Annotated in this window: 22 protein-coding genes and 3 pseudogenes; 14 read left to right on the top strand and 11 right to left on the bottom strand. The window is 71.1% G+C overall.

Translation table 11 applies throughout. The features are described 5' to 3' along the window. Window positions 1-29: 29 nt before the first annotated feature. Together OG700_RS34635 and OG700_RS34630 are read right to left on the bottom strand one after the other, a co-directional pair. The gene (locus OG700_RS34635; RefSeq protein WP_405620568.1) at window positions 30-461 is read right to left on the bottom strand and encodes an ATP-binding protein; all 432 of its coding nucleotides are present in this window, start codon (window positions 459-461) and stop codon (window positions 30-32) included. A gap of 244 nt (window positions 462-705) precedes the next feature. Beyond that, the gene (locus OG700_RS34630; RefSeq protein ID WP_405622193.1) at window positions 706-1,878 is read right to left on the bottom strand and encodes an 8-amino-7-oxononanoate synthase; all 1,173 of its coding nucleotides are present in this window, start codon (window positions 1,876-1,878) and stop codon (window positions 706-708) included. Between the two features lie 197 nt (window positions 1,879-2,075). On the opposite strand from OG700_RS34630, the gene bioB reads away from it, so the two are divergent. The 4 genes from bioB (at window position 2,076) to OG700_RS34610 (ending at window position 6,049) form a co-directional block, all read left to right on the top strand. After that, window positions 2,076-3,209, top strand: a complete 1,134-nt coding sequence (gene bioB / locus OG700_RS34625) for a biotin synthase BioB (protein WP_405620566.1) — start codon at window positions 2,076-2,078, stop codon at window positions 3,207-3,209. After that, complete coding sequence (locus OG700_RS34620; protein WP_405620564.1) at window positions 3,202-4,527, top strand: adenosylmethionine--8-amino-7-oxononanoate transaminase; 1,326 nt, start codon at window positions 3,202-3,204, stop codon at window positions 4,525-4,527. The genes bioB and OG700_RS34620 overlap by 8 nt, the downstream gene beginning before the upstream one ends. A gap of 1 nt (window position 4,528) precedes the next feature. Then, entirely contained in the window at window positions 4,529-5,278 is a 750-nt protein-coding gene (bioD, locus tag OG700_RS34615; protein ID WP_405620562.1) for a dethiobiotin synthase, read from the top strand. A gap of 84 nt (window positions 5,279-5,362) precedes the next feature. Beyond that, window positions 5,363-6,049, top strand: a complete 687-nt coding sequence (locus OG700_RS34610) for a class I SAM-dependent methyltransferase (RefSeq protein WP_405620560.1) — start codon at window positions 5,363-5,365, stop codon at window positions 6,047-6,049. 74 nt (window positions 6,050-6,123) lie between these two features. On the opposite strand, the gene OG700_RS34605 is transcribed toward OG700_RS34610, so the two are convergent. The 3 genes from OG700_RS34605 to OG700_RS34595 all read right to left on the bottom strand — a co-directional run bounded on the left by OG700_RS34605 (window position 6,124) and on the right by OG700_RS34595 (window position 7,689). After that, the gene (locus tag OG700_RS34605) at window positions 6,124-6,537 is read right to left on the bottom strand and encodes a fic family toxin-antitoxin system, toxin component (protein WP_405620558.1); all 414 of its coding nucleotides are present in this window, start codon (window positions 6,535-6,537) and stop codon (window positions 6,124-6,126) included. After that, window positions 6,515-7,273: a PP2C family protein-serine/threonine phosphatase gene (locus tag OG700_RS34600; protein ID WP_405620556.1), complete on the bottom strand. Its 759-nt coding sequence runs from the start codon at window positions 7,271-7,273 to the stop codon at window positions 6,515-6,517. The genes OG700_RS34605 and OG700_RS34600 overlap by 23 nt, the downstream gene beginning before the upstream one ends. A 137-nt stretch (window positions 7,274-7,410) precedes the next feature. Next, complete coding sequence (locus tag OG700_RS34595; RefSeq protein WP_405620554.1) at window positions 7,411-7,689, bottom strand: toxin-antitoxin system HicB family antitoxin; 279 nt, start codon at window positions 7,687-7,689, stop codon at window positions 7,411-7,413. Window positions 7,690-7,823: 134 nt separating this feature from the next. Here OG700_RS34595 and OG700_RS34590 point away from each other — a divergent pair. Continuing rightward, window positions 7,824-8,703, top strand: a pseudogene (locus OG700_RS34590) (TIGR03621 family F420-dependent LLM class oxidoreductase). A 20-nt stretch (window positions 8,704-8,723) separates the two neighbouring features. Here the strand turns inward: OG700_RS34590 and OG700_RS34585 are convergent. Continuing rightward, a pseudogene (locus OG700_RS34585) lies at window positions 8,724-9,044 on the bottom strand (3-hydroxyacyl-CoA dehydrogenase family protein); the annotation flags it as partial. Window positions 9,045-9,154: 110 nt separating this feature from the next. Between OG700_RS34585 and OG700_RS34580 the strand changes: the two are divergent. The 7 genes and pseudogenes from OG700_RS34580 (at window position 9,155) to mug (ending at window position 15,830) form a co-directional block, all read left to right on the top strand. Continuing rightward, a complete protein-coding gene (locus OG700_RS34580; protein WP_405620552.1) occupies window positions 9,155-9,727 on the top strand; it encodes an allene oxide cyclase barrel-like domain-containing protein in 573 nt (190 codons plus the stop codon). 72 nt (window positions 9,728-9,799) lie between these two features. After that, window positions 9,800-10,216, top strand: a pseudogene (locus OG700_RS34575) (GNAT family N-acetyltransferase); the annotation flags it as partial. Window positions 10,217-10,447: 231 nt separating this feature from the next. After that, entirely contained in the window at window positions 10,448-11,851 is a 1,404-nt protein-coding gene (locus OG700_RS34570) for a hemolysin family protein (protein ID WP_405620550.1), read from the top strand. Then, window positions 11,848-12,870: a hemolysin family protein gene (locus OG700_RS34565; protein WP_405620548.1), complete on the top strand. Its 1,023-nt coding sequence runs from the start codon at window positions 11,848-11,850 to the stop codon at window positions 12,868-12,870. Before OG700_RS34570 ends, OG700_RS34565 begins: the two co-directional genes overlap by 4 nt. A 69-nt stretch (window positions 12,871-12,939) precedes the next feature. Next, entirely contained in the window at window positions 12,940-13,746 is an 807-nt protein-coding gene (locus OG700_RS34560; RefSeq protein WP_405620546.1) for an SGNH/GDSL hydrolase family protein, read from the top strand. 76 nt (window positions 13,747-13,822) lie between these two features. Continuing rightward, on the top strand, window positions 13,823-15,265 hold the full coding sequence (gene purB, locus OG700_RS34555; RefSeq protein ID WP_405620544.1) for an adenylosuccinate lyase: 1,443 nt from the start codon (window positions 13,823-13,825) through the stop codon (window positions 15,263-15,265). Window positions 15,266-15,275: 10 nt separating this feature from the next. Next, a complete protein-coding gene (gene mug, locus OG700_RS34550; RefSeq protein ID WP_405620542.1) occupies window positions 15,276-15,830 on the top strand; it encodes a G/U mismatch-specific DNA glycosylase in 555 nt (184 codons plus the stop codon). 184 nt (window positions 15,831-16,014) lie between these two features. Here the strand turns inward: mug and OG700_RS34545 are convergent, their stop codons facing one another. After that, window positions 16,015-16,452 carry a hypothetical protein gene (locus OG700_RS34545; protein ID WP_405620540.1) on the bottom strand — a complete coding sequence of 146 codons (438 nt, stop codon included), beginning with the start codon at window positions 16,450-16,452 and terminating at the stop codon, window positions 16,015-16,017. A 186-nt stretch (window positions 16,453-16,638) separates the two neighbouring features. Between OG700_RS34545 and OG700_RS34540 the strand changes: the two genes are divergently transcribed. After that, a complete protein-coding gene (locus OG700_RS34540; protein WP_405620538.1) occupies window positions 16,639-17,796 on the top strand; it encodes an ROK family protein in 1,158 nt (385 codons plus the stop codon). Between the two features lie 255 nt (window positions 17,797-18,051). Here OG700_RS34540 and OG700_RS34535 read toward each other — a convergent pair whose 3' ends face one another. Beyond that, window positions 18,052-18,210, bottom strand: a complete 159-nt coding sequence (locus OG700_RS34535; RefSeq protein ID WP_405622286.1) for a hypothetical protein — start codon at window positions 18,208-18,210, stop codon at window positions 18,052-18,054. 119 nt (window positions 18,211-18,329) lie between these two features. On the opposite strand from OG700_RS34535, the gene OG700_RS34530 reads away from it, so the two are divergent. Beyond that, window positions 18,330-19,262 (top strand): peptide deformylase, encoded by a 933-nt coding sequence (locus tag OG700_RS34530; protein WP_405622191.1) that lies wholly within the window; start codon window positions 18,330-18,332, stop codon window positions 19,260-19,262. Between the two features lie 173 nt (window positions 19,263-19,435). Here the strand turns inward: OG700_RS34530 and OG700_RS34525 are convergent, their stop codons facing one another. The 3 genes from OG700_RS34525 to OG700_RS34515 form a co-directional block, all read right to left on the bottom strand. After that, window positions 19,436-20,344, bottom strand: coding sequence for a cellulose-binding protein (locus OG700_RS34525; RefSeq protein WP_405622189.1), 909 nt, complete (start codon window positions 20,342-20,344; stop codon window positions 19,436-19,438). A 707-nt stretch (window positions 20,345-21,051) separates the two neighbouring features. Beyond that, window positions 21,052-22,425 (bottom strand): tryptophanase, encoded by a 1,374-nt coding sequence (locus OG700_RS34520; protein WP_405620536.1) that lies wholly within the window; start codon window positions 22,423-22,425, stop codon window positions 21,052-21,054. Between the two features lie 15 nt (window positions 22,426-22,440). Continuing rightward, complete coding sequence (locus OG700_RS34515; RefSeq protein WP_405620534.1) at window positions 22,441-23,628, bottom strand: tryptophan dimethylallyltransferase family protein; 1,188 nt, start codon at window positions 23,626-23,628, stop codon at window positions 22,441-22,443. Window positions 23,629-23,814: the final 186 nt, after the last annotated feature.

Below are 23,814 nucleotides of genomic sequence, written 5' to 3'. Positions count from 1 at the left end.
GGGTGGCGGGCCGGGCGCGGCCCGGCGGGTCAGCCCTGGGGCCGCGGCGTCCAGGGCAGGGTGATCCACACCGTCTTGCCGCCGTCCTCGGTGGGTGTGACGGTCAGTCGGCCGCCGTACTCGGCGGTCAGCGAGCGGATGATGACCATGCCGCGGCCGTTGTCCTGCTGGACCGCGGCCGGGAGCCGCTTCGGCCACCGCGGGTGGCTGTCGGTGACTCCGACACGTAGCTGTTCGTCGCGCTCCAGGGTGACGTCGACCGTGAAGGTCGGCGATCTGCCGAAGGTGTGCTGCACGGCGTTGGTCGCGAGCTCCGAGATGATCAGGCGAACCGTTTCGGCGGTGTCGGCGTCGCCCGGCAGGCCCCATTCGGCGAGGACACGCGCGACGTATCTGCGCGCCTCCGGTACCGAGGCCGGATCGCTCGGCAGGGTGACGGATGCTTCTTGACGGTCTGCCATGACGACGCTGTCCCTTTCCCACCGGGACGCAGACCGACCTACGGCAGATGCCCGCGAGTACGTCCCCGGATTGCGCTTCGCGCCACACTGCCATCAACAGCGCCCGGCGCACGGGCGATCCGCAGGGATATGGCCCCGTCTGTCGCTCTAAGCGGTGAACCCTGCTACGCGAGACCGTATTTGAGGGGACTCAAGTTTCCCGTCCCGGCGACCGAGAGGGGACGCGGGGGGCCTACGTATGTGCTCAGCCAACCGGCGCCGCGGCCCCGGCGGGCGCGGTCGCGACGATCGTCGCCAGCGCCGTCCCGACCTGCCGGTCCGTCAGGTCGGCGCGGGCCGTAAGCCTGATCCGGGAGATCCCGTCCGGCACCGACGGCGGCCGGAAACAGCCCACCACCAGCCCCGCCGCCCGGCAGTCGGCGGCCCAGCGCACGGCCGCGTCCGGAGACGGCGCCCGGACGGAGACGACGGCCGCGTCCGGGCGTACGGCGGTGAGCCCCGCCCCGGTCAGCCCCCGGTGCAGCGCGTGCGCCACCGCCCGCGCCCGGACGGCCAGCGACGGGTCCGCGCGCAGCAGCCGCAGGCTCGCGAGCGCGGCGCCGACGGCGGCCGGCGCGAGGCCGGTGTCGAAGATGAACGACCGTGCGGTGTTGACGAGTTGGTCGATGACCCGGGCCGGGCCGAGGATCGCGCCGCCCTGGCTGCCCAGCGACTTGGAGAGGGTGACGGTGGCGACGGTTCCCGCCTCGCCCGCCAGGCCCGCCGCGTGGACGGCGCCGCGGCCGCCGTCGCCGAGCACGCCGAGCCCGTGGGCGTCGTCCACCAGCAGCGCGGCACCGCGCGTACGGCACACCTCGGCCAGTCGCGCGAGCGGCGCCGCGTCGCCGTCCACCGAGAACACGGAGTCACTGACCGCGAGAGCCCTCGAACTCCCGTGCGCTTCCAGCGTCTTGTCCACAGCCGCCGGGTCGGCGTGCGGGACGACCACGGTCTCGGCGCGGGAGAGACGGCAACCGTCCACGATGGAGGCGTGGTTGGCGGCGTCCGACACGACGAGCGAGCCGCGTGCGGTCAGCGCGGTGAGGGCGGCGAGGTTCGCGGCGTACCCGGACGACAGCACGAGCGCGGCCTCGAAACCGCAGAACTCCGCCAGTTCACGCTCCAGTTCGGCGTGCAGGGCGGTGCTTCCGGTGACCAGCCGGGAGCCGGTGGCCCCCGCGCCCCAGCGGCGCGCCGCGTCGGCCGCCGCGCCCGTCGTCACCGGGTGGTGCGTGAGCCCCAGGTAGTCGTTGCTCGCGAGATCCAGCAGCGTCGATTCGGCGTCGCGGGGCCGCAGCGTACGGACGAGACCGGACCGCTCGCGCCGGCGCGCCTCGTCGTCGATCCAGCGGAAGGGATCCGGCGTCGGCGGGGACATGGAGGGGGGCGGGGACGTGGAGGGCGTGCTCGGCACGGGCGGCTCGGTTGGCACGGCTCAGGTCCTTTTGTAGGCAGCCCACAGACCCTAACCGGGGCCGGACCCGCTTCGGGTGTGGTCATACACACACCTGAATGCACCTGTCTTGTAGGGTTCATCCTTGGCCCGGAGGCCCGCCGTAGGCCAGGATCGGCCCCATGGACCTGCTGAACACACTGGTGGAGAAGGGCCTTCGGCGCGAGCTGCCGTCGCGCGAGGAAGCGCTCGCCGTGCTGGCGACATCCGACGACGATCTGCTCGACGTGGTGGCCGCGGCCGGGAAGGTGCGCCGCCAGTGGTTCGGGCGGCGGGTCAAGCTCAATTACCTGGTCAACCTCAAGTCCGGGCTCTGCCCCGAGGACTGCTCGTACTGCTCGCAGCGGCTCGGGTCCAAGGCCGAGATCCTCAAGTACACCTGGCTGAAGCCCGATGAGGCGTCAAAGGCCGCCGCGGCCGGAGTGGCCGGCGGCGCGAAGCGGGTCTGTCTGGTCGCGAGCGGCCGGGGCCCGACGGACCGGGACGTCGACCGGGTCTCGGAGACCATCGGCGCGATCAAGGAACAGAACAGGGACGTCGAGGTCTGCGCCTGTCTCGGGCTGCTCTCGGACGGTCAGGCGGAGCGGCTGAAGGCGGCCGGCGCCGACGCGTACAACCACAACCTCAACACGTCCGAGGCGACGTACGGCGACATCACCACCACCCACACCTACGCGGACCGGGTGGAGACGGTGCGGCACGCGCAGGGCGCGGGTCTTTCGGCCTGTTCCGGGCTGATCGCGGGCATGGGCGAGAGCGATGCCGACCTGGTGGACGTGGTTTTCGGACTGCGCGAGCTGGACCCGGACTCGGTGCCGGTCAACTTCCTGATCCCCTTCGAGGGCACACCGCTGGCCGACGAGTGGAATCTGACGCCGCAGCGGGCGCTGCGCATTCTGGCGATGGTGCGCTTCGTCTGCCCCGATGTGGAGGTCAGGCTCGCGGGCGGGCGTGAGGTCCATCTGCGGACGATGCAGCCGCTGGCGCTGCACCTGGTCAACTCGATCTTCCTCGGCGACTACCTCACCAGCGAGGGCCAGGAGGGCAAGGCGGATCTGGACATGATCGCGGACGCCGGGTTCGAGGTGGAGGGCGCGGGCACGACGACGCTGCCCGGACACCGGGGCGGTGGCTGCGACAGCCCGTGCGGTGGCGGGGCGGTGGACGGTGCCAAGGTGGACGAGGCGTCCGCGCGTACGGACCTGGTGACCGTACGGCGGCGCGGTGCCGGCACCGACCTGGCGCCCAATGCCTGACACACCGGGCGCGTTCGACGTGGGGGCGCTGGATCCGGGCGCGCTGCTGGCGCTGGACCGGGCCCATGTCTGGCATCCGTACGGTCCCATGCCCGGCCGCACCGACCCGCTGGTCGTGGAGTCCGCCTCCGGTGTACGGCTGCGCCTCGCCCAACCGGCCCACGGGCAGAGCGAGTTGGTCGACGGCATGTCGTCCTGGTGGTCGGCGATCCACGGCTACAACCACCCGGTCCTCAACGAGGCGGCACACGGCCAGCTCGCGCGGATGAGCCATGTGATGTTCGGCGGGCTCACCCATGAACCGGCCGTCCGGCTGGCGGCCCGGCTCGTGGAGATCACCCCCGAACCGCTGCGGCACGTCTTCCTCGCCGACTCGGGTTCGGTGTCGGTGGAGGTCGCCGTCAAGATGTGCCTCCAGTACTGGCGTTCGCTGGGCCGCCCGGCCAAACAGCGGCTGCTGACCTGGCGCGGCGGCTACCACGGCGACACCTGGCAGCCCATGTCGGTGTGCGACCCCGAGGGCGGTATGCACGGGCTCTGGTCGGGTGTGCTGCCGCGCCAGATCTTCGCCGAAGCGCCGCCGGCCGACTTCGAGCCGTACGACGAGACGTACGCGGACGCTCTGCGCGCCCTCGTCGCCCGCCACGCCGACGAACTGGCCGCCGTGATCGTGGAACCGGTGGTCCAGGGCGCGGGCGGCATGCGCTTCCACTCCCCCGCGTACGTGCGGGTGCTGCGCGAGGCCTGCGACGAGTACGGCGTGCTGCTGATCCTCGACGAGATCGCGACGGGCTTCGGCCGCACGGGCGCGCTGTTCGCCGCCGGGCACGCGGGGATCTCGCCGGATGTGATGTGCGTGGGCAAGGCGCTGACCGGCGGTTATCTCACGATGGCCGCGACGCTCTGCACGTCGGCGGTGGCCGAGGGCATCTCGCGCGGTGAGGTGCCCGTACTGGCCCACGGGCCGACCTTCATGGGCAATCCGCTGGCGGCGGCCGTGGCGTGCGCCTCGATCGACCTGCTGCTCGGCCAGGACTGGCAGGGCGAGATCAGACGGATCGAGGCGGGGCTGCGCGACGGCCTCGCCGAGACGACGGCACTGCCCGGCGTGAAGGACGTGCGTGTGCTCGGCGCGATCGGCGTCGTGCAGCTGGACCGCGAGGTGGACATGGCGGCGGCGACCCGGGCGGCGGTGCGCGAGGGCGTGTGGCTGCGGCCGTTCCGCGATCTCGTGTACACGATGCCGCCGTACGTCACGGGCGACGACGACATCGCCCGGATCTGCCGCGCGGTGGCGGCGGCGGCGCGGGAGGCCTGAGATGCCGGTACTGATCGTCTCCGGGACCGGGACGGAGATCGGCAAGACCGTCGTCACGGCGGCCCTCGCCGCGACCGCGCTGGCCCGGGGCCTCGACGTCGCGGTGCTGAAGCCCGCGCAGACCGGGGTCGCCGCCGGGGAGCCGGGGGACGTGGACGAGGTGATACGGCTGGCGGGCGGCGTCACCACGGTCGAACTGGCCCGTTTCCCCGAGCCGTTGGCGCCCGCCACGGCGGCAGGGCGGGCAGGTGCGCCGCCCGTACGGCCCGAGGAGATCGCCGAGGCGGCCGGGAAGCTGGCGACCGAGCACGACCTGGTGCTGGTCGAGGGCGCGGGCGGACTGCTCGTACGGTTCGACCACGAGGGCGGCACGCTCGCGGACGCCGCCCGGCTGCTCGCCGCCCCGGTGCTGGTGGTGGCGCCCGCCGGGCTCGGCACGCTCAACACGACCGCGCTGACGGCCGAGGCGCTGCGGGCGCGCGGCCTCACGGCGCTGGGGGTGGTGATCGGCAGCTGGCCCGTCGTGCCGGATCTGGCGGCACGCTGCAATCTGGCCGATCTGCCGGACGTCGCGGGCGCCCCGCTGCTCGGGGCCGTACCGCACGGCGCGGGGGCGCTCGCCCCGGCACGGTTCCGTGCGCGGGCGGCCCACTGGCTGGCTCCGGCGCTCGGCGGGGGCTGGGACGCGTCGCGGTTCGCGGCGGGCGCCGTGTCGCGAGCCGTAACAGGCGCCGTGTCGGGCGAACGGTAACGAGTTCCGCTCCGTGAGCTGCTGAGCGGAGCCGTACGGGGAAGAATCACGGTGCCGCCCCGTACGCCGGAGGAGATCCGCGAAATGCATCTGCGCAACCGCAAGGTCACCCAAGCCACCCAGGACTCAGTGCACCACCCCCTCTTCGCGCGCTTCTACGCGCGGATGAGCGTCGCCGCCGACCGGGGCGGTATCGCGGCCCACCGCGCGGAGTTGCTGGCCGGTCTGTCGGGACGGGTCGTCGAGATCGGCGCGGGCAACGGGCTGAACTTCGCGCACTACCCGCCCGCCGTCTCCGAGGTCGTGGCCGTCGAGCCGGAGCGCAGCCTGCGGCAACTGGCGGTAGGGGCGGCGATGCGGGCCGAGGTCTCGGTGGATGTGCGGCCCGGCACGGCGGAGGCGCTGCCCGTCGAGGACGAGGGTTACGACGCGGCCGTCGCCTCCCTGGTGCTGTGCACCGTACGGGACGTGCCACGGGCGCTCGCCGAGCTCCGCCGGGTCCTGCGCCCCGGCGGTGAGCTGCGCTTCTTCGAGCACGGGCTGGCGCGGGAGCGTGGTCTGGCGACGGTGCAGAAGGCGCTGGACCGTACGGTGTGGCCGATGCTCTTCGGCGGCTGCCACGCGGCGCGGGACCCCCTCGCGGCGATCGGCGAGGCGGGCTTCGAGTTCGGCACCTACCGCTCACTGCGGGTGCCGGACTCCGGGCCGCGGACACCGACCTCACCGTGCGTGCTCGGCGTGGCGTACCGGCCGAGGGCGGACCTGGTCTGACGGGTTCGAAAGCCCGCCCGGGGCTGAGGACACAACACAGCAGCCCGCCCGGCGGCCGGTTGTGTCGACACTCCCTACAGGCTCCAGCCCCGCAGTTCTGCCGCGATGGCGCGTACGTCGGCCCTGCCGTCCTTGACCAGCTTGGCCAGGTCTCTGACCTGTTCGGGCGAGGTGACGACCTTCAGGCCGCTCGCGACGAGATAGCCGTACGCGACGGCCGAGGCGTACATGGCGTTGGACCGCTCCAGCGCCGGTACGTGCAGGAGGCTCTGGAGCAGGGCCGCCGCGCGGCTGTGCGGGTCGCTGTAGACGGGGGTGCCGAATATCTCCGCCTCGTGCCGGCTGACGGCGGCCACCAGGGCGCCCCAGTCGGTGACTTGGGGATCGCCGGGCATCTTGTGCTCGGCGACCAGGAGCAGCCACGACAGGTCGATCCGCAATGTGGGGTCGGCGCGTGACGGTGGTTCAGGGGTATCGGCGTTTTCCATGGTGGCAGCTGTCTCGGTAGGGGGTGGGCGTGAGGGGTTCCCGATGATCAGTATCCCCGACGTGGATGAGCAGTGCGGTGATGTTGTCCTGCCCGCCCGCGTCCATGGCGTACCCGATCAGCGCCCGCGCATCCTCAAGAAGGCCGTGGTAGGCAGATGTTGGGGGCGCGCGGCGGGCGAGCAGGGACCGCAGGGCATCGGCGTCGGACTGATGGCTCGTCAATCCGTCCGTGCACAGCAGCAGTCGGCCCGGTCCCGGCGGCCGGTAGCCGCGGACCCGCGCGGCCGGTTCGGTCGGTTCGTCGGCGGAGGCGCCCAACCACGCGGTCAGGGCGCCGTGTTGGCCCGAGTCGTCCTCGGTCAGCACCATGCACGTTCCGTCGTCGGGCAACCAGTACGCGCGACTGTCGCCGATCCAGGCGCACCAGATGCCCTCGGGGCCGGCGATGCCCGCGACGTACGTACAGGCCGGGGCCTCGGCCGCGGAGGCGGCCAGGGCGCTGACGGCGCGACCCGCGCGGACGGCGGCGTCGGCGAGGGCGGTCTCCGGCAGCGTGCCCGCGCGCAGCCCCGCCCTCAGGTGGGCCGCGCCGACGTCGGCCGCGACCCGGGCGGCCCGCTCCGCGCGAGGCGACATGGACACTCCGTCGCACACGACGCCGATCGTCCAGTCACCGCTCGTGGTCAGCGCCATGGCGTCGGCGTTGAGGCCGCGCCGCTTGCCGCGGTCGCTCACGCCGGCGGCGCCGGTACCGAGGGTGGTCTCAAGGTGCGAGCGGAAGGCGGGCTGCGGCCGGCCGCAGTCCCAGCAGTGGCCGTCGGGGGCGACGGTCCCGCCGCACGCGACGCAGTCCGGTGGTTCGGGTGTGCCGGTCAGCGCGTGCCCTCGCGCTCGGTGTCCTGGTCCGCGCCCCGCTCCGTGCCCCGGTCCGTGGCGGCGGTCTCCGCGCCGAACTCCTCCGTGAACACGGACTCGTACTGCTTCATGAAGTCGGCGGCCGACTCGACGAAGGTCTTCCCGACCTCGCCCGTGTCCTGCTTGACCAGCTCTTCGATGTAGCGGTTCACGCTCATGCCGCGCCGCCCCGCCTGCCGCCGGGCGGCCTCCGCGGTGGTCTCGTCCACGCGTACGTTCAGCTGGGTCTTCGCCACCCCAACAAGCTAGCGCGCCGACGCTAGCGTCGGCAAGTGTACTGAGTTCCCGGAGGAACGGCCGGTTCCCCCGTTAGCGTCAGGACCGCACCCCCCGTCAACCGTTCGCCGTCACACACCGACGAGGAGACCTCATGACAAGGCCGTTCCGTTTCGGAGTGAACATGGTGACGCCCGCGTCGGGCGCCGACTGGCGCAAACGCTGTGCGAGAGCCGAAGAGCTGGGATACGACGTCATCCTGGTGCCCGACCATCTCGGTATGGTCGCCCCCTTCCCCGCCCTGGTGGCGGCGGCCGAGGCCACTCAGCGGCCCCGGCTTGGCACCTTCGTACTCAACTGCGCCTTCTGGAACCCGGCGCTGCTCGCCCGCGAGATCGCCACGACGGACGCGCTGACGCGGGGGCGGCTGGAGATCGGACTCGGAACCGGTTACGTGCGCGAGGAGCACGAGCGGGCCGGGCTCGCGTTCCCGCCACCCGGCCGACGCGTCGACCATCTCGTCGGCACGGTCGACGCGCTGGACGAACTGCTGGGCGACGAGGACCATCTCCCCCCGGTCCGAGCAGCGGCCCCGGCCGCCGCTGCTGATCGGCGGCAACGGTGACCGGATGCTGCGGCTGGCCGCCGAACGCGCGGACATCGTCGCCTTCACCGGCGCGAAGGCGAACGCGGAGGCGATGACCGCCCTCTCGGCAGGGGAACTGGACGAACGCGTCGCCGCCTACCGGGGATTCGCCGCCGGGCGCGAGACACCCGCCGAGATGAGTCCGCATCTCCAGCTCGTGGCCGTGACCACGGACCGCGCGGCGGCGGTGCGGCCTCTGCTGCCGTACCTGCCGAACACGACGGAGGACGAGTTGCTGACGCTGCCGATGATGGTCGTCGGCACGCTGCGGGAGGTCGTGGAGCAGTTGCGCGAGCAGCGCGAGCGGTACGGCTTCACCTACCTCACGGTCAACGACCCGTACATGGAGGCTTTCGGCACGGTGATCGAGGAGCCGCACGGGGCCTGACGGGGCGTCAGAGGTGCCCGCTACCCGCCGGACCGGAAGCCCCGCCTGTTCTTGCGGCCGAGCGCGCCGTCCGCCACGAGCTGTTCGAGCAGCGCGGGCGGCGCGGGCGGCGCGAAGGCGGTCCCGCCGAACTCGTCGTGGAGCCGGCGTTCGATGAACAGGGAGACGTCGAGACCGATGGTGTCCAGGAGGGCGAACGGCCCCATGGGGTAGCCGTAACCGGCTTCCACCGCGGCGTCCGTCTCGGCGATGTCCGTGCCGGGCCGGTCCAACAGCCTTATGGCGTCGTTGAGATAGGGAAACAACAGGTAGTTGACGATGAAGCCGGCGCGGTCGTGGCACCACCGGCGCCGGCACGGCCGCGCCCTCCCCCACTGCCCTTAGCGCGCCTTTAGTCAAATTCATTGGCGTCACGCGTAAACGATTCACAAAGTGAACTACTCACCGGTGGATGGAAATGACAGCGGCCGAATATATATCAATTGACGAACGCGCGCTCGAAGTGGGAACCGAGTCTCTCCGCGAGGCCCCGGACCCGGGTCCGTTGAATATCCGGGCGTTGGCGGTGGCCGCGGCCACCGAGGCCGGTCAGCACACCCCGGGAGTCGACTCCGAGGACGACGCGGTCGCCAAGTGTCTCGTCCGCTCTCTGACCGAGATGGCGGAGAAGCTGACGGTCAGCCACCCTCCGGAGGAGGCGGGGCCGGGCACCACCGTGGAATATGTCGAGGCCTTTGTCGACGAAGACGGAGAGCGGGTCGGCACGATGACGGGAAATTCCGTCGTGCTGACGATGACCCCGCACATGTGGCAGTTCCACCGGGGCACGACCGAATTCGAGGACGGCCCTCTCGAACACAGCGCGATGCCGGACTGCACCGCGCTGATGCGCAGCATGACGCAGATCCACCGTGTGAAGGGTACGAGCGGTGTGTACCTCGGGAAGTCGGGTTACATGGCCTTCGAGATCAGCGACCCCACGCAGACGCCGCCGCACTTCAGCTCGACGTTCGTCGTCTGCTGACGTCGCCCCCGGTCGGCCGGGTGGGCGCAAACACGTTCGCCGAACCGGCGCGCGCTCTGCTTGGCTCTCCCCATGAGCGATCTCCACCTCCGCGGCGCCACCCTCGCGGACGTCGGCACAGTACTGCGGTTCTGGAGCGAAGCCGCCGAGGGAACGAGCATCAGCGACGACCACGACGGAGTGGCCCGGCTCGTCACCCGGGACCCCGAGGCCCTGATCCTCGCCGAGCGCGACGGCCGCCTCGCCGGGACGGTCATCGCCGGCTTCGACGGGTGGCGCTGCTGCGCCTATCGACTGGCCGTGCACCCGTCCTGCCGCCGGCAAGGCGTGGCCACCGCCCTGCTGGCGGCGGCGGAGCGGCGGTTCCGCGCGCTGGGCGGGCGCCGGGTCGACGCCATGGTGCTGGAGGACAACGATCGGGCCCAGCGCGCCTGGGCGGCGGCGGGCTACGATCGCGAGGACCACTGGCGCCGCTGGGTGAAGCCGCTCGCCGCCCCGCCGGGCGGCGTCGGCCACCGGCCAGGCGGGTCGACCGCCCCTTTACCATGGGCCGTTCACCCGGAGCCCGCCCCCGGCGACAGCCGGAACGGGTCCTGGTCCGCCGACGACCGAGAGGTGTGAGCCTCCGCCCATGTGCGAGCCTCGCCGCACGAGCACCGACAGCCGCGGATATCGCGCCGCCCGCCACCCCCTGACCGATCATGGGACGGAGGTGACCCGATGACCGAAGTTCTCCTGCTGCTGGTGGCCGTGCTGCTCGCGCTGGCCTGTGGGGCCTTCGTCGCCGCCGAGTTCTCCCTCACGACGGTCGAGCGTGGCGACCTCGAACGGGCGGTCGAAAGCGGCGAGCGTGGTGCGGCGAGCGCCATGAAGGCCGTACGCAGCCTCACCTTCCAGCTCTCCGGCGCCCAGTTGGGCATCACGGTGACCAATCTGGTCGTCGGCATGCTCGCCGAGCCGTCCGTGGCGAAGCTGATCCGCGGCCCCGTCGAGGCGGTCGGCTTCTCGCCGTCCGTGGCGTCGTCGCTGGCGCTGGTCATCGGTACGGCCCTGTCGACCGTCGTCCTGATGGTGGTCGGCGAGCTGGTCCCGAAGAACTGGGCCATCTCCTCGCCGCTGGCGGTCGCCAAGGTGGTCGCCACGCCGCAGCGCGTGTTCACGGCGGCCTTCCGGCCGTTCATCAGCCATCTCAACAACACGGCGAACCGTCTCGTACGGCGGCTGGGCCTGGAGCCCGCCGAGGAGCTGGCCTCCGCCCGCGGCCCGCAGGAGCTGGTCGCGCTCGCCCGGCACTCCGCCAAGGAGGGCGCGCTGGAGGCGGACACCGCCGAGCTGTTCGTGCGGACGCTCAATCTCGCGGAGCTGACCGCGGAGAACGTGATGACGCCGCGCGTACAGGTCACCGCGCTCGACGTGCGGGCCACGGCCGAGGACGTCGCCAACGCGACGCGTGCCACCGGCCTCTCCCGTTTCCCCGTCTACCGCGACAGTCTCGACACCGTCGTCGGCGTCGCCCACATCAAGGACGTGCTGGCGGTCCCCGACGAGCGCCGGGGCCGTACGGCGGTGTCCGAGCTGCTGCGTGAGCCCCTGCTCGTACCGGAGTCGCTGACCGTGGACCGGCTGCTGGACCGGCTCTCCGGCAACCGCACCATGGCGGTCGTGATCGACGAGTACGGCGGTACGGCGGGTGTGGTGACGCTGGAGGACATCGTCGAGGAGGTCGTCGGCGAGGTACGCGACGAGCACGACCCGCACGAGACGTCCGATCTGGCCCGCGCCGGGGAGGACGCGGACGGCCGCGACCTGTGGTCGGCGGACGGCGCCGCGCGCTTCGACCAGCTGTGGGACATCGGGCTGCGGGTGCCCGAAGGGCCGTACGAGACGCTGGCCGGTCTCGTCGCCACCGAGCTGGGGCGGATCCCGGTCGAGGGCGACCGCGTCGAACTGGGCGGCTGGCGCGTCGACGTGGTCGACGCCGCCGGGCGGCGCGCCGCCCGCGTACTGCTGCACGCGCCCCTCCCGGCACCCGACACGGGGTTGGACGACGACCACGGCAAGGACAGCGGCGAGGACCACGGCAAGGGTCGTGGCAAGGACCATGGCAAGGGGGCGGGACGATGACCGTGATCCAACTGCTCGTCGGGCTGCTGACCCTGGTCGTGAACGCCTTCTTCGTCGGGGCCGAGTTCGCCCTGATCTCGGTGCGCCGCAGCCAGATCGAACCGGCGGCCGAGGAGGGCGACCGGCGCGCCCGCAGTGTCCTGTGGGGCCTGCGCCATGTGTCGGCGATGCTCGCCGCCGCCCAGCTCGGCATCACGCTGTGCACGCTGGTGCTCGGCATCGTCGCGGAGCCGGCCATCGCCCATCTGCTGGAGCCCGTCTTCGACGCGGTGGGCGTGCCCCACGGGGTGGTGCACCCGATCTCGTTCGTCATCGCGCTCGCCGTGGCGACCTATCTGCACATGCTGCTCGGCGAGATGGTGCCCAAGAACATCGCCCTCGCCGAACCGGTGCGTACGGCGCTGATCCTCGGCCCGGCGCTGGTGGGGCTGGCCCGCGCGCTGCGTCCGGTGATCTTCACGATCAACGCGTTCGCCAACGTGCTGCTGAAGCTCCTGCGGGTGGAGACCAAGGACGAGGTGTCGGCGACGTTCTCCGACGCCGAACTGGCCCGGATGGTCACGGACGCCGGTGACGCGGGGCTCCTCGACAACCGCGCCGCGGAGCGGCTGCACGACGCGCTGGAGCTGGGGCACCGGCCGGTGCGGGACGTGGTCATGCCACTGGAGCGGGTGGTGACGGCGCGGGTGGGGATCACGCCCGTGGAGCTGGAGGCGCTGGCGGCCGAGTCGGGCTTCTCCCGTTTCCCGGTGGTGGACGGGTCCCGGCGGATCCTCGGCTACCTGCATGTGAAGGACGCCCTGGACGCGATGCCGCGCGACGAGGCGTTCGCGGTGTCCGGGATGCGGGCGATCGCCCAGGTGCGGGCGGAGACCCCGATGGACGACGTACTGACGGCGATGCGCCGCAGCCGTACGCATCTGGCCGCCGTGCTGGACGAGGACGGCAAGCTGGAAGGTCTGGTGACAATGGAGGACGTGCTGCGTGAGCTGGTCGGGAGGCATACGCAGGGGACCTGAGGCGCGGTCGCGGCGGGGTCCGGGCGCGGCCGCGGCCGGGGCCGGGGCACGCGATACGATCACCCGGCCATGGAGAACAACGCCACATACACCAGCCTCGTCGCCCTCGGGGACTCGTTCACCGAGGGCATGTCGGACCTCCAGCCGGACGGGTCGTACCGGGGCTGGGCCGATCTGCTCGCCGCCCGTCTCGCCGTCCGTACGCCCGGTTTCCGCTACGCGAATCTCGCCGTACGCGGCAAGCTCATCGGCCAGATCCTCCACGAGCAGGTGGACACGGCAGCCGCGATGCGCGCGGACGTGGTGACGCTGGTCGGCGGCCTGAACGACACGCTGCGGCCCAAGTACGACGCGGGGCGGGTCCTGGGGCAGCTGGAGGAGTCGGTGGAGCGGCTGGCACCGACCTGCGGACGGCTGGTGCTGATGCGCAGCCCGGCCCGCCGGGGTCCGGTGATGGAACGTTTCCGGCCGCGCTGGGAGCAGCTGTTCTCCTTCATCGACGAGCTGGCCGCGCGGCACGACGCGGTGGTGGTCGATCTGTACGGGGCGCGGGTCCTGGGCGAGCAGCGCATGTGGGACGTGGACCGGCTCCATCTGACGGCCGACGGCCACCGCCGGGTCGCCGAGGCCGTGTGGCAGGCCCTCGGCCTGGAGCCGGCGGACGACTGGCACGCACAACTGGCGCCCGAGCTGCCGGTGGGGTGGCTGATGCGGCGTACGGGGGACGCGCGGTTCGCGCGGCGGTATCTGGGGCCGTGGATCGGCCGCCGGCTGACGGGCCGGTCGTCGGGTGACGGCCGGGCGCCGAAGCGGCCGGAGCTGTTGCCGTACGAGCCGCTGCCGGGCGACGCGGGCACGCGGCAGGAGCGGGCGTAGCCGCTTCCCGTACCAGGAAGGGTGCGACAAGGCCGCGGCGCGGACCGGCGGGAACCGCCACGTAGAATCAGCTCACGTGACTGCTGCGTCTGTGAAGCCCCGTATCCCCAATGTCCTCGCCGGCCGCTATGCCTCGGCGGAGCTGGCCGTGCTCTGGTCCCCCGAGCAGAAGGTGAGGCTGGAGCGGCAGCTGTGGCTCGCCGTGCTGCGGGCCCAGCGGGATCTCGGTATCGAGGTGCCCGGGTCCGCGCTCGCCGACTACGAGCGGGTGCTCGACCAGGTCGATCTGGCGTCGATCGCCGAGCGCGAGAAGGTCACCCGCCACGACGTGAAGGCGCGGATCGAGGAGTTCAACGCGCTCGCCGGTCATGAGCAGGTCCACAAGGGCATGACATCGCGGGATCTGACGGAGAACGTCGAGCAGTTGCAGGTCCGGCTGTCGCTGGAGCTGATGCGCGACCGTACGGTGGCGGTGCTCGCGCGCCTGGGGACGCTCTCCGGTCAGTACGCGGAGCTGGTCATGGCGGGCCGCTCGCACAATGTCGCCGCTCAGGCGACCACGCTCGGCAAGCGCTTCGCGACGGCGGCCGACGAACTGCTCGTCGCATACGGCCGTCTTGAGGATCTGCTCGCCCGCTATCCGCTGCGCGGGATCAAGGGCCCGGTCGGTACGGCGCAGGACATGCTCGACCTGCTCGGTGGTGACGCGGCGAAGCTCGCGGACCTGGAGGGCCGGATCGCGGGGCATCTGGGCTTCGCCCACGCCTTCACCTCGGTCGGCCAGGTGTATCCGCGTTCGCTGGACTACGACGTGGTGACCGCGCTGGTGCAACTGGCGGCCGGTCCCTCGTCGGTGGCGAAGACGATCCGGCTGATGGCCGGGCACGAGCTGGTCACCGAGGGGTTCAAGCCGGGTCAGGTCGGCTCGTCGGCGATGCCGCACAAGATGAACACCCGCTCCTGCGAGCGCGTCAACGGACTGATGGTGATCCTTCGCGGCTACGCGTCGATGACGGGCGAGCTGGCCGGTGACCAGTGGAACGAGGGCGACGTGTCGTGCTCGGTCGTGCGCCGGGTGGCGCTGCCGGACGCGTTCTTCGCCTTCGACGGACTGCTGGAGACGTTCCTGACTGTGCTCGACGAGTTCGGGGCTTTCCCGGCGGTCGTGGCCCGCGAGCTTGACCGTTACCTGCCGTTCCTGGCGACGACGAAGGTGCTGATGGCCGCCGTACGCGCGGGGGTCGGCCGGGAGGCCGCGCACGAGGTCATCAAGGAGCACGCGGTCGCCTCCGCGCTCGCGATGCGCGAGCGGGGCGCGGAGCGCAACGAGCTGCTGGACAAGCTCGCGGCGGACGAGCGGATGCCGCTGGACCGGGGGCAGTTGGACGCGCTGATGGCCGACAAGCTGTCGTTCACGGGCGCGGCCGGCGACCAGGTGGCCGCCGTGGTCGCCCGGATCGAGGAGATCGTGAAGCGGCACCCCGAGGCCGCCGGATACACGCCAGGCTCAATCCTCTGAGGGCGGCGAAGTGAGGCCCGAGGAACTGGCCGCCGCCCGCGACCGCGTCATCCCGGACGTGGCGGCGGCCGGTCTGGGGGTGCTGTTCTGCGGGATCAACCCCGGTCTGATGTCGGCGGCGACGGGGCACCACTTCGCCCGGCCGGGAAACCGCTTCTGGCCGGTGCTGCGGCTCTCGGGCTTCACCCCGAGGCAGCTCGCGCCGTCCGAGCAGGACGAGTTGCTCACCTACGGCCTGGGCATCACCAACGTCGTGGCACGGGCGACGGCGCGGGCCGACGAAGTGAGCGACGAGGAGTTCCGCGAGGGCGGCCGGAACCTGGTGGCGCGGGTGGAGCGGCTACGGCCCCGCTGGCTCGCGGTCGTCGGCATCACCGCGTACCGCACGGCGTTCGGCGAGCGGGGTGCGGCGATCGGCCCGCAGACGCGGACGATCGGCACCACCCGGATCTGGGCGCTGCCCAACCCGAGCGGTCTGAACGCGCACTGGACGGCGGAGACGATGGCCGAGGAGTTCGGCGCACTGCGCGTGGCGGCGGACATGCCGGACCTGGCGGGCCGATAGCCGGCCCGGCGGCCGTACGGACCCCAGGAGATGTCTTGTCGATCAGGCCGGGGCGTCTGGTGCGGTGCGTCGTAAGGCGGAGATCAGCGTTGTGGATGGCCCGGCCGTACTCGCATGACTGAAGACAACGCGGCGAGGTGCCGTGCCAGGCGTCCCGGACCCCCGAAGATCCGCCGGACAGACCCTAGGGCGGGTCGATCTCCGTGACGGCGGCCAGTAGTTGGAACGGCTGCTGCTCGCCCTGCCAGGACACGCCGACCGCGACCCAGCGGCCGCCGGTGCGCCAGAGGTGCGCGTGAGCGACGCCGGCGGACAGCTCGCGCCACGGGGCCGGTATCTCCTCGCCCTCGCCGCCGCGCACGCGCGTGCTCCAGAGGCTGACGAGCTGCGGCTCGCCCCACCGGGCGGCCAGCACCGCCGCGAGCGCGGCGCACTCGGCCTCGTACTGCTCCGCCTCCGCCGCGCGGCGTGACCCGTCGTCCTCCCAGAAGCTCTCGCCGCTCGCCAATTCCGCCAGGTGGTAGCCCGGTCCGCTGGTCCCCACATCGGATCCGGCGTGCTCGGCGGGGAAGGACCGGGCACACAGCAGATCGATGGTGGCGACGTGCCGTGCGGTGCTCATGACTCCAGTAAAGCGCCCGGCACTGACAATTGGCACGCCGTCAGGCGTCCCCCGCCGCCCGGTCGCTTCCCGCCGTCGACGGGACCAATGCGCCACAGTGTGGTTCCCGTGTCGCCGACTGTCAGCGGCCCCGGCGTCCACCGAGTACCATCCGGCAGACACGCGCACGAGCTGGGAGGACATACCGTGGGGCGGCTGACCGGCGGGGACCCTTCCTTGTTGCGGCGGATCAACTCCGCAGTGGTGCTGCACGCCCTGCGGGGCGCCGACGCCCACACCTTCACGGATCTGACCCGGATCACCGGTCTGTCCCGGCCGACCGTGGAAGGCGTCGTGGAAGGGCTGATGGAGATCGGCCTGGTCGTGGAAGCGGCGCCGGGCGAGGGCGAGGCCCGCAGACAGGGCCGTCCGGCGCGGAGGTTCCGGTTCCGGGCCGAGGCCGGGCATCTGCTGGGCATCGAGATCGGACCGCACCGGGTCGCCGCGCTGCTGTCGCGGCTCGACGGCCGGATCATCGGCTCCAGTTCGCGCGAGACCACCGAGACCGCGTCGGCGGACGAGCGGCTGGACCGGGTGCGGGTCGTCGTCGCCGATGTGCTGCGTCGCGCGGGGGTGGCGCGCAGTTCGCTGCGGGCCGTCGGGGTCGGCAGCCCCGGCATCGTGGAGGCGGACGGGACCGTACGGCTCGGTACGGCGCTGCCCGGATGGACGGGCCTGGCGCTCGGTGAGCGGCTGCGGCGTTCGTTCCGATGTCCGGTGCTGGTGGAGAACGACGCCAACGCGGCCGCCGTCGCCGAGCACTGGAAGGGCGCGGCCACCGATTCGGACGACATCGTCTTCGTCCTCGCGGGACTCAGCCCGGGGGCCGGCTCGCTGATCGGCGGGCGGCTCCACCGCGGCTTCCACGGCGCCGCCGGTGAGATCGGGGCGCTGCATCTGCTGGGCCGCGAGGTGACGCCGGAGAAGCTGCTGTCGACGACCGACGAGCCGCTGCATCCGCTCGACGAGCGGGCCGTGGCCCGTGTGTTCGCGCTGGCGAAGCAGGGCGACTTCGGGGCGGAGCAGGCGATGGAGCGGTTCACCCAGCGGCTGGTCCACGACGTGGCCGCCCTGGTGCTGGCGCTCGACCCCGAGTTGGTGATCATCGGCGGCTGGGCGGCCGGTCTCGACGGCGTACTGGATCCGCTGCGCGACGAGCTGTCCCGTTACTGTCTGCGTCCGCCGCGAGTGACGCTGTCGCTGCTGGGCGAGGCGGCGGTGGCCACGGGTGCGCTGCGCCTGGCGCTGGACCATGTCGAGGAGCAGCTGTTCGCCGTCGAGGGAACGGTGACGGCCCGCCGTTGAGACGGAGGCGGCGGGCCGGTGGTGGGGTACGAGGACGCGGAGGTCAGGAAGCCCTGCGCTCGCCGGTGTGGTGGCCACTCAACTGCGTGCGCAAAGCCCACCGGAGCACCGAACAGCTGACGTTCGGACCATCACCGCGACACGTTCGAAGACCGGTCCAAGCCACCGGCGGCAAGCAGTGCCTCGTGCGGGAGCTGCCCGCGATCGAGGGCCTGGCCCGGGTCGATGTCGTTTGCATCGACAAGACGGGCACGCTCACCGACGCCACCCGACTCCTCCGGATACGCGTCGATGATCGCCTGGAGGCTGACGTTGAGCCGGGCCGGACGCGCCGAGGGCGCCGAGGGCGCCGAGCACCTTGCGCACGTAGCCCTCGTCCGTGCCGATCAGCAGCCGCAGCTCCGTGACGTCCATGCCGCCCTTTCCGCTGCGGGCTGACCCGGCCGAAGACTGACGCCGAGTCGAGCGCCTGCGCCATCTCGTCGCGGTAGGCGGGCAGTTGGCGCGCGTCGACCGTACGGTCCGCGCCGGACATCCCGAGCTTCGCGGCCACGGCACCGACCGGGACCGCATTTGGGCATCGCCGCGCCGCAGATCGGCATCGGTCGTGCCGTCGCCGCCGTCGTCCCACCCGGCGAAGCCCCGGCCCGATCGAGCTGCTCAATCCCAGCGTTGCCGAGTCACCGGCGGAGGCCGACCAGCAGTACGAAGGGTGCCTGTCATTCTTCGACGTGCGCGGCCTCGTCCCCGTTCCCGGACCGCTCCACATCGTCATCGCTCACACGGACATCGACGGGGCACCGCGGCTCACCCGCTTCGAACACGGCCTGGCCCGCCTGGTCCTGTACGAGATCGACGACCTCGACGGCAAGCTGTACCGCACCCGTATGAGAGCCGGTGTCAGTGGGGTGCCGACGTTCGGCGCAGACCCGACGGTGCTGGGCACGCTCGTTGCAGGATGCGCACGGTGCGCGGGGCGGGGCTTCGGCCCACACCATGACCGGCTGGGGTCCGCCGCCTGCGGCACGGTGCGTGCACGGTCCCTGAGCGAAGCCTGGTGTCGCACACGCCTTCAGCAGGCCTTCAGCACGCACGCTGTGCGCAGTATCGGGCCGGTGCGATCGCCCCGTACGGGCGGCTGTGCGCGACACCGGAGGCGGCCGAGCGCGGTCTGGTCGGCTGGGTGTTCAGCGCGGGGATGCCCGCTGTGTGGGACCACCGCGCGCTGGCCCACCTCGCCCTGCGACCGGTTTCGCAGGCGGTCTCCGAGAGCTACGAATTGGGAGTTGTCGCCCACGGTCCAAGCCGTGAGCGGCTTTGCCCTCCAACTGGCTGATGCCGTCCGTCGCTTCGACCGGCAGGCCAGGCACTCTGAGCCCGTTGTGCGTGCCTACTGGCGCGACGACCCCGAGATTCCCGGCGGGGTGCGTGCCGACAAGCCAAGCACGTGCTTGACGATCGGCTGAGAAGTGGGGCCCGCCCCAAGTGGCCGAGCCCGACAATCCGCGCCGTCCGGTCCGGCGGGAGGCTGAGCACGTCCACTGCGGGCAGCCCCCGCCGTTTCGTGCGGAGGCTGGTGCGGCCCGCCGGCAATTGTTGTTGCCGCACCGGTTGTGGCCTGGTCCTCAGCGCGTTCGTGTCAGATCATCGTCTGGTCGGCTGTGCCGTGGCCGGTGTCCGGGATCACGGCGGCGCCCGTGAGGGTGGCGAGCATGGCGCGGACGTTGGTCAGCTGCGCGTTGATGCTGTCGCGGCGGTTGGCGAGCGCGGCGAGTTCGCGTTCGGATTCGCCGCGGACCCGGTCGGCCATGGTGTTCGCTTCAGAGATGATGTCGTCGCGTCGGTGCTGCGCGTCTTGTGTGCTCTGACGGGCTTGGTGCTCGGCGTCTCTGCGCCGCTTCTCGGCTTCCAGGCGCAGTTGCTCGGCGCGTTGCTGGAGCTGGTGGAGCCGTTCCTCACCTTCGGCCTGGCGGGAGGCGAGGTCGCTCTGCGCCTGTTGGCGGTGTTTGGCGAGCTTGGCCTCGAAGTCGGCCGCGGCGTGTGCCGCCCTGGCACGGGTGTCCTCGAAGAAGCCGTCGGCATCATTACGTGCGGCCTGCGCGCTCGCGTGTGCTTCGGTGTGCAGCCGGGCGGCCTCCGCCTGGGCCGTGTCTGCGATCCGCGTGCCTTCTCGATTGCTGGTGGCCTTGAGCCCGGCCGCGTACGCGGCCGCTTCGGCTTGTATCCGTTCGGCCGCATCGCCGACGACCTTGTGGTGGTCTCGGGCAGCCTCGCGAGCTTCATCACCCAGCTCCGCGGCCTCTTCCTCGGCCAACCGAAGGATCTCCTCCACGCGGGCACCGAGGCCTGCGAAGGACGGGGCGTTTTCGACGAAGTGTGTCTGGGCGTTCCCCGTCTCGGCGGTCAGCTCTTTGACGCGTTGCTCCAGGGCGGTGATGCGGGCCAGAGCCTTGTCCCGGTCGCCGACGACCTGGGTGACGAGGTTGTCCACCTGTTCGCGGTGGTAGCCGCGGCGCACAAGCTCAAAGCGGACAGAGGTGTCGTTCATGGAGTTCCTGTTCGAGACAGAGAGGGATGGGCGTCGCTGACACTCCAACTCCCGTTGGTGCGCGGCACCGGGGGCTGTGTCGATCCGTTCGGCCGGCAGAGGCCGATTTCCCCATGTCAGGTATTCGCGTAATACGCGGGCAGCGTGGTGCTTTCGCCACCCGACGTCGCCGGGTGAGCTGTCAGGACTGTTCTGGTCTGTCACGGTGTGGCCCTGTCGGCGATCGGATATCTGCGCATGGGGGGTCGCTCCAGCGCGCAACGCCGGCTGGGGCGGCAGTCGGAGACGATTACATGATCGTAGCGTCCTGCAATCAGAGAACTGCAACGGGTAGCGCTCCGGGTGAAGCCTCACGCACACGCGTGCGCCAAGTTTGACCCACGGCGCGCCGGACCACATCGATACTTCGTCCGACCGCCAAGCGCGGTACGCAGAGCCGCGTCAGTGGGTCGGTATGCGTCTCCAGGTTCAGAGAGAAGCGGTTTTCGGCCTCTGATACCCAAGGAGGCTACGGCGGGAGCACCCGGTGTTTCACCCCAGGAAAGCGCCTCAAACCGGCCCCGGACACTTCGTCCGGGGCCGCGTCTCCCCCACCCCAGGTCGCACTCGACGGGGTGGTGGTGGGCGTAACTGCCCTCGTTTCTGAGGTGAGGGGGATGGTGATCCAGGCTCAGCACCTGCAATTCGCAGAGTGGTGCAACAGTTCCTCAGTCTGAAATCTTGACGGGCTCCAGCTCGATACTGAAATGACGAAGGATCGGTGACTGGCCTGTGATGCGATATCCCCGCACCGATTCGGGATCCTTGGCAATATCCGCCAGGATGTCGGCGACGTGGTCGTAATGACTGCGGGTGTAAACCCGCCGCGGGAGTGCCAGTCGTACGAGTTCGAACGGCGCGGTCTCTACGCTGTTGCCCTGGGCGTCTTCCTTGCCGAGATACAGCGAGCCCAGTTCCGCCGAGCGGATGCCTCCGCGCAGATAAAGTTCGCAGGCCAGCGCCGTGCCCGGGTACTGGTGCGGCGGGATGTGGGGCAGAAGCCGCCCGGCGTTGAGGTAGAGGGCATGCAATCCGGCTGGTTCAACGATGTCGACGCCGGCATCGCGGATGCGCCCTGCCAAGTAGCGGGCAATGTCCGCGCGTTCTGCGAGATAGGTCGGTTCGGTGACTTCGGTGAGTCCTCGGGCCATCATGTCGAGGTCCCGTCCCGCGAGGCCCCCGTAGGTGGTGAAGCCTTCGGTCGCGATGAGCAGGCCCTGGCACCTCTCGGCGAGTTCAGCGTCCTTCAGCCCGATGAAGCCGCCGATGTGAACGATGCCGTCCTTCTTGGCGCTCATGACGCATCCGTCGGAGAGGCGGAAGGCTTCCTCGGCGACTTGACGGGGCGTGTGGTCCTGATAGCCGGGTTCGCGGCGGGTCACCAGCCAGGCGTTCTCGGCGAAACGCGCGGCGTCCAGAATCAGGGGCACGTCGTGGCGGCGGCACAACTCGGCGGTTTGCCGCAGGTTTTCCATGCTGACCGGCTGTCCGCCGCCGCCGTTGTTGGTGACGGTCATCAGGACGGCGGCCACGGGTGACTGGTGCGCGTTGCGCAGTGAATGCTCAAGAGCGATCAGGTCGATATTGCCCTTGAAGGGGTAGTCGCTGTCGAGGTCTTTGGCTTCGGCGCAGGGCAGGTCGTGTGCTTGGCAGCCGGTCAGTTCGACGTTGGCACGGGTGGTGTCGAAATGGGTGTTGGACAGCACGCTGGTGCCTGGTGTGAGGAGTGAACCGAACAGGATGCGCTCGGCGGCCCGCCCCTGGTGGACCGGCAGGATGTGGGGATAGCCGGTAAGTTCGGTGACGACCTCATGCCAGCGGTAGTACGAGCGGCTCCCCGCGTAGGACTCGTCGCCGTTCATGCCGGCGGCCAGCTGTTCCGCCGAGATCGCGCCGGTTCCGGAGTCGCTGAGCAGGTCGATGGTGACCTCGTCGGCGCGCAGGCCGAAGGGGTTGTAGGCAACCCGCTTCAGTGCTTCCTCGCGCTGGGGCCGGGTGGTGAGGGGGATGGGTTCCACAACTTTGATGCGGTAGGGCTCCACGTGACTTCCTTCTGGCTATCGTGATGGCCGGAGTGCCTGGTGGCGCTGCGGCGAGGGTTCGGGGCGCGTCACGCCGGGCCCGGTCAGCGGGGGCCGGACGGCGTAGGCCTCCGAGGAGAGGTAAGCGGTGATGCGGGGTTGCCGATTTCGCTCATACGCGAGAGCCAGGTAGGCGATCAGCCCCGCACCGTCAGCGAGTTGTCGCTGGGTGAGGGCACACAGAGCCCGGTCCAGTACCGAGGTGTCCATGCCGAATTGGGCCAGCAGGGCCTTCGCCCGCGCGGATGCCTCCTCGTCGTCGCGGACGTAGTCCCTCACAGGGATGTGCAGCGTAAAGCCACTCGGACCGACTCCCCTGTCGCTGAAGGCATGGCAGGTGAGTGCCGGCCGTCTCAGAAGCCGCAGTACGTTCCAGGCGTCCGGCCCGGCGGGCGGGACCGATCCCGCGGCCGCGTGGAAGAAGTCCTTGACGTCGGCGTCCGAAAGACCCGAGGCAGTACGGCTCAGCGCACAGGCGTCGTCTGCCGACATACGCGGGTGGCTCACGTACACCTTGACGCGCGGCTTCTTCCAGCTTCCCAGGTCCAGTGCGACGAACGGGTACCCCGCACCGTCGGGGAGTTCTCCGAAGCCCTGGCCGTAGCCGAGTCGGCGCAGTGCTTCCCGCACTGTTCGAGCCGCTTGTCCGGAGCCCGCGGCCGAGGGGTTCAGATAGACCTTGATTCCGGGTACGCCGCCCGGGCGGAGCTCAAGTGCGTACCACAGCGCCAGCGGTCCCTCGGCGTCAGTGGGGAAGAACAGGTCTTCCAGTGCGTCGAGTTGGTCGGTGGAGAAGTCCCAGCGGCCGGCCATGGCGCGGATGACCCCGAGGCCGGCGCGAGCGCTGTCTGCCATGTCCGCGTGGGCGCAACCGGGCTCTACGAGTACCCGCAGTACCGGATCGGCGTTCGCTGTGCAGGCGAGGGAGAACTCGACCGGGGTGTGGTCGTCGGAGAGGAAACTGGGCGAGGCCGGCGGTAGGGACAGTGGCCGTCGCGCGGTGTCGGAGAGTGAGTCGAGCAGGATCTGCCCGTACAGCGCCGTGTCCGCCTCCCGCAGCCCTACCACGGCGCCCAGGCGCAGCAGTTGGCCGTGAACGTGGTCGCCGAGCGTTGTCCCACTGAGGCCCGCAGCCGGCATGTCCTGCTCCGGCAGAGTGCTCATCGTGCCTCTCTCGTCGCGAGAGGCGGGGAGCACTGGTGTATTCCGGTCGTGCCGGGAGGTGCTGCGCCGTCCGACGAGGGGGCAAAAAGATACCCGCCGGGAGCAGCGGGTATCCGGCCACGCGGTTCGCCAGGGTCAGCGCCTATATATGGGTTCCTTCTCCTCAAAAAAGTGCGCCGCAGCGCG

Origin of the sequence: Streptomyces sp. NBC_01508, from assembly GCF_045040315.1 — a bacterium.
In the GTDB taxonomy this organism is placed as follows: domain Bacteria; phylum Actinomycetota; class Actinomycetes; order Streptomycetales; family Streptomycetaceae; genus Streptomyces.
This window is presented reverse-complemented; position numbering and strand designations above follow the sequence as displayed.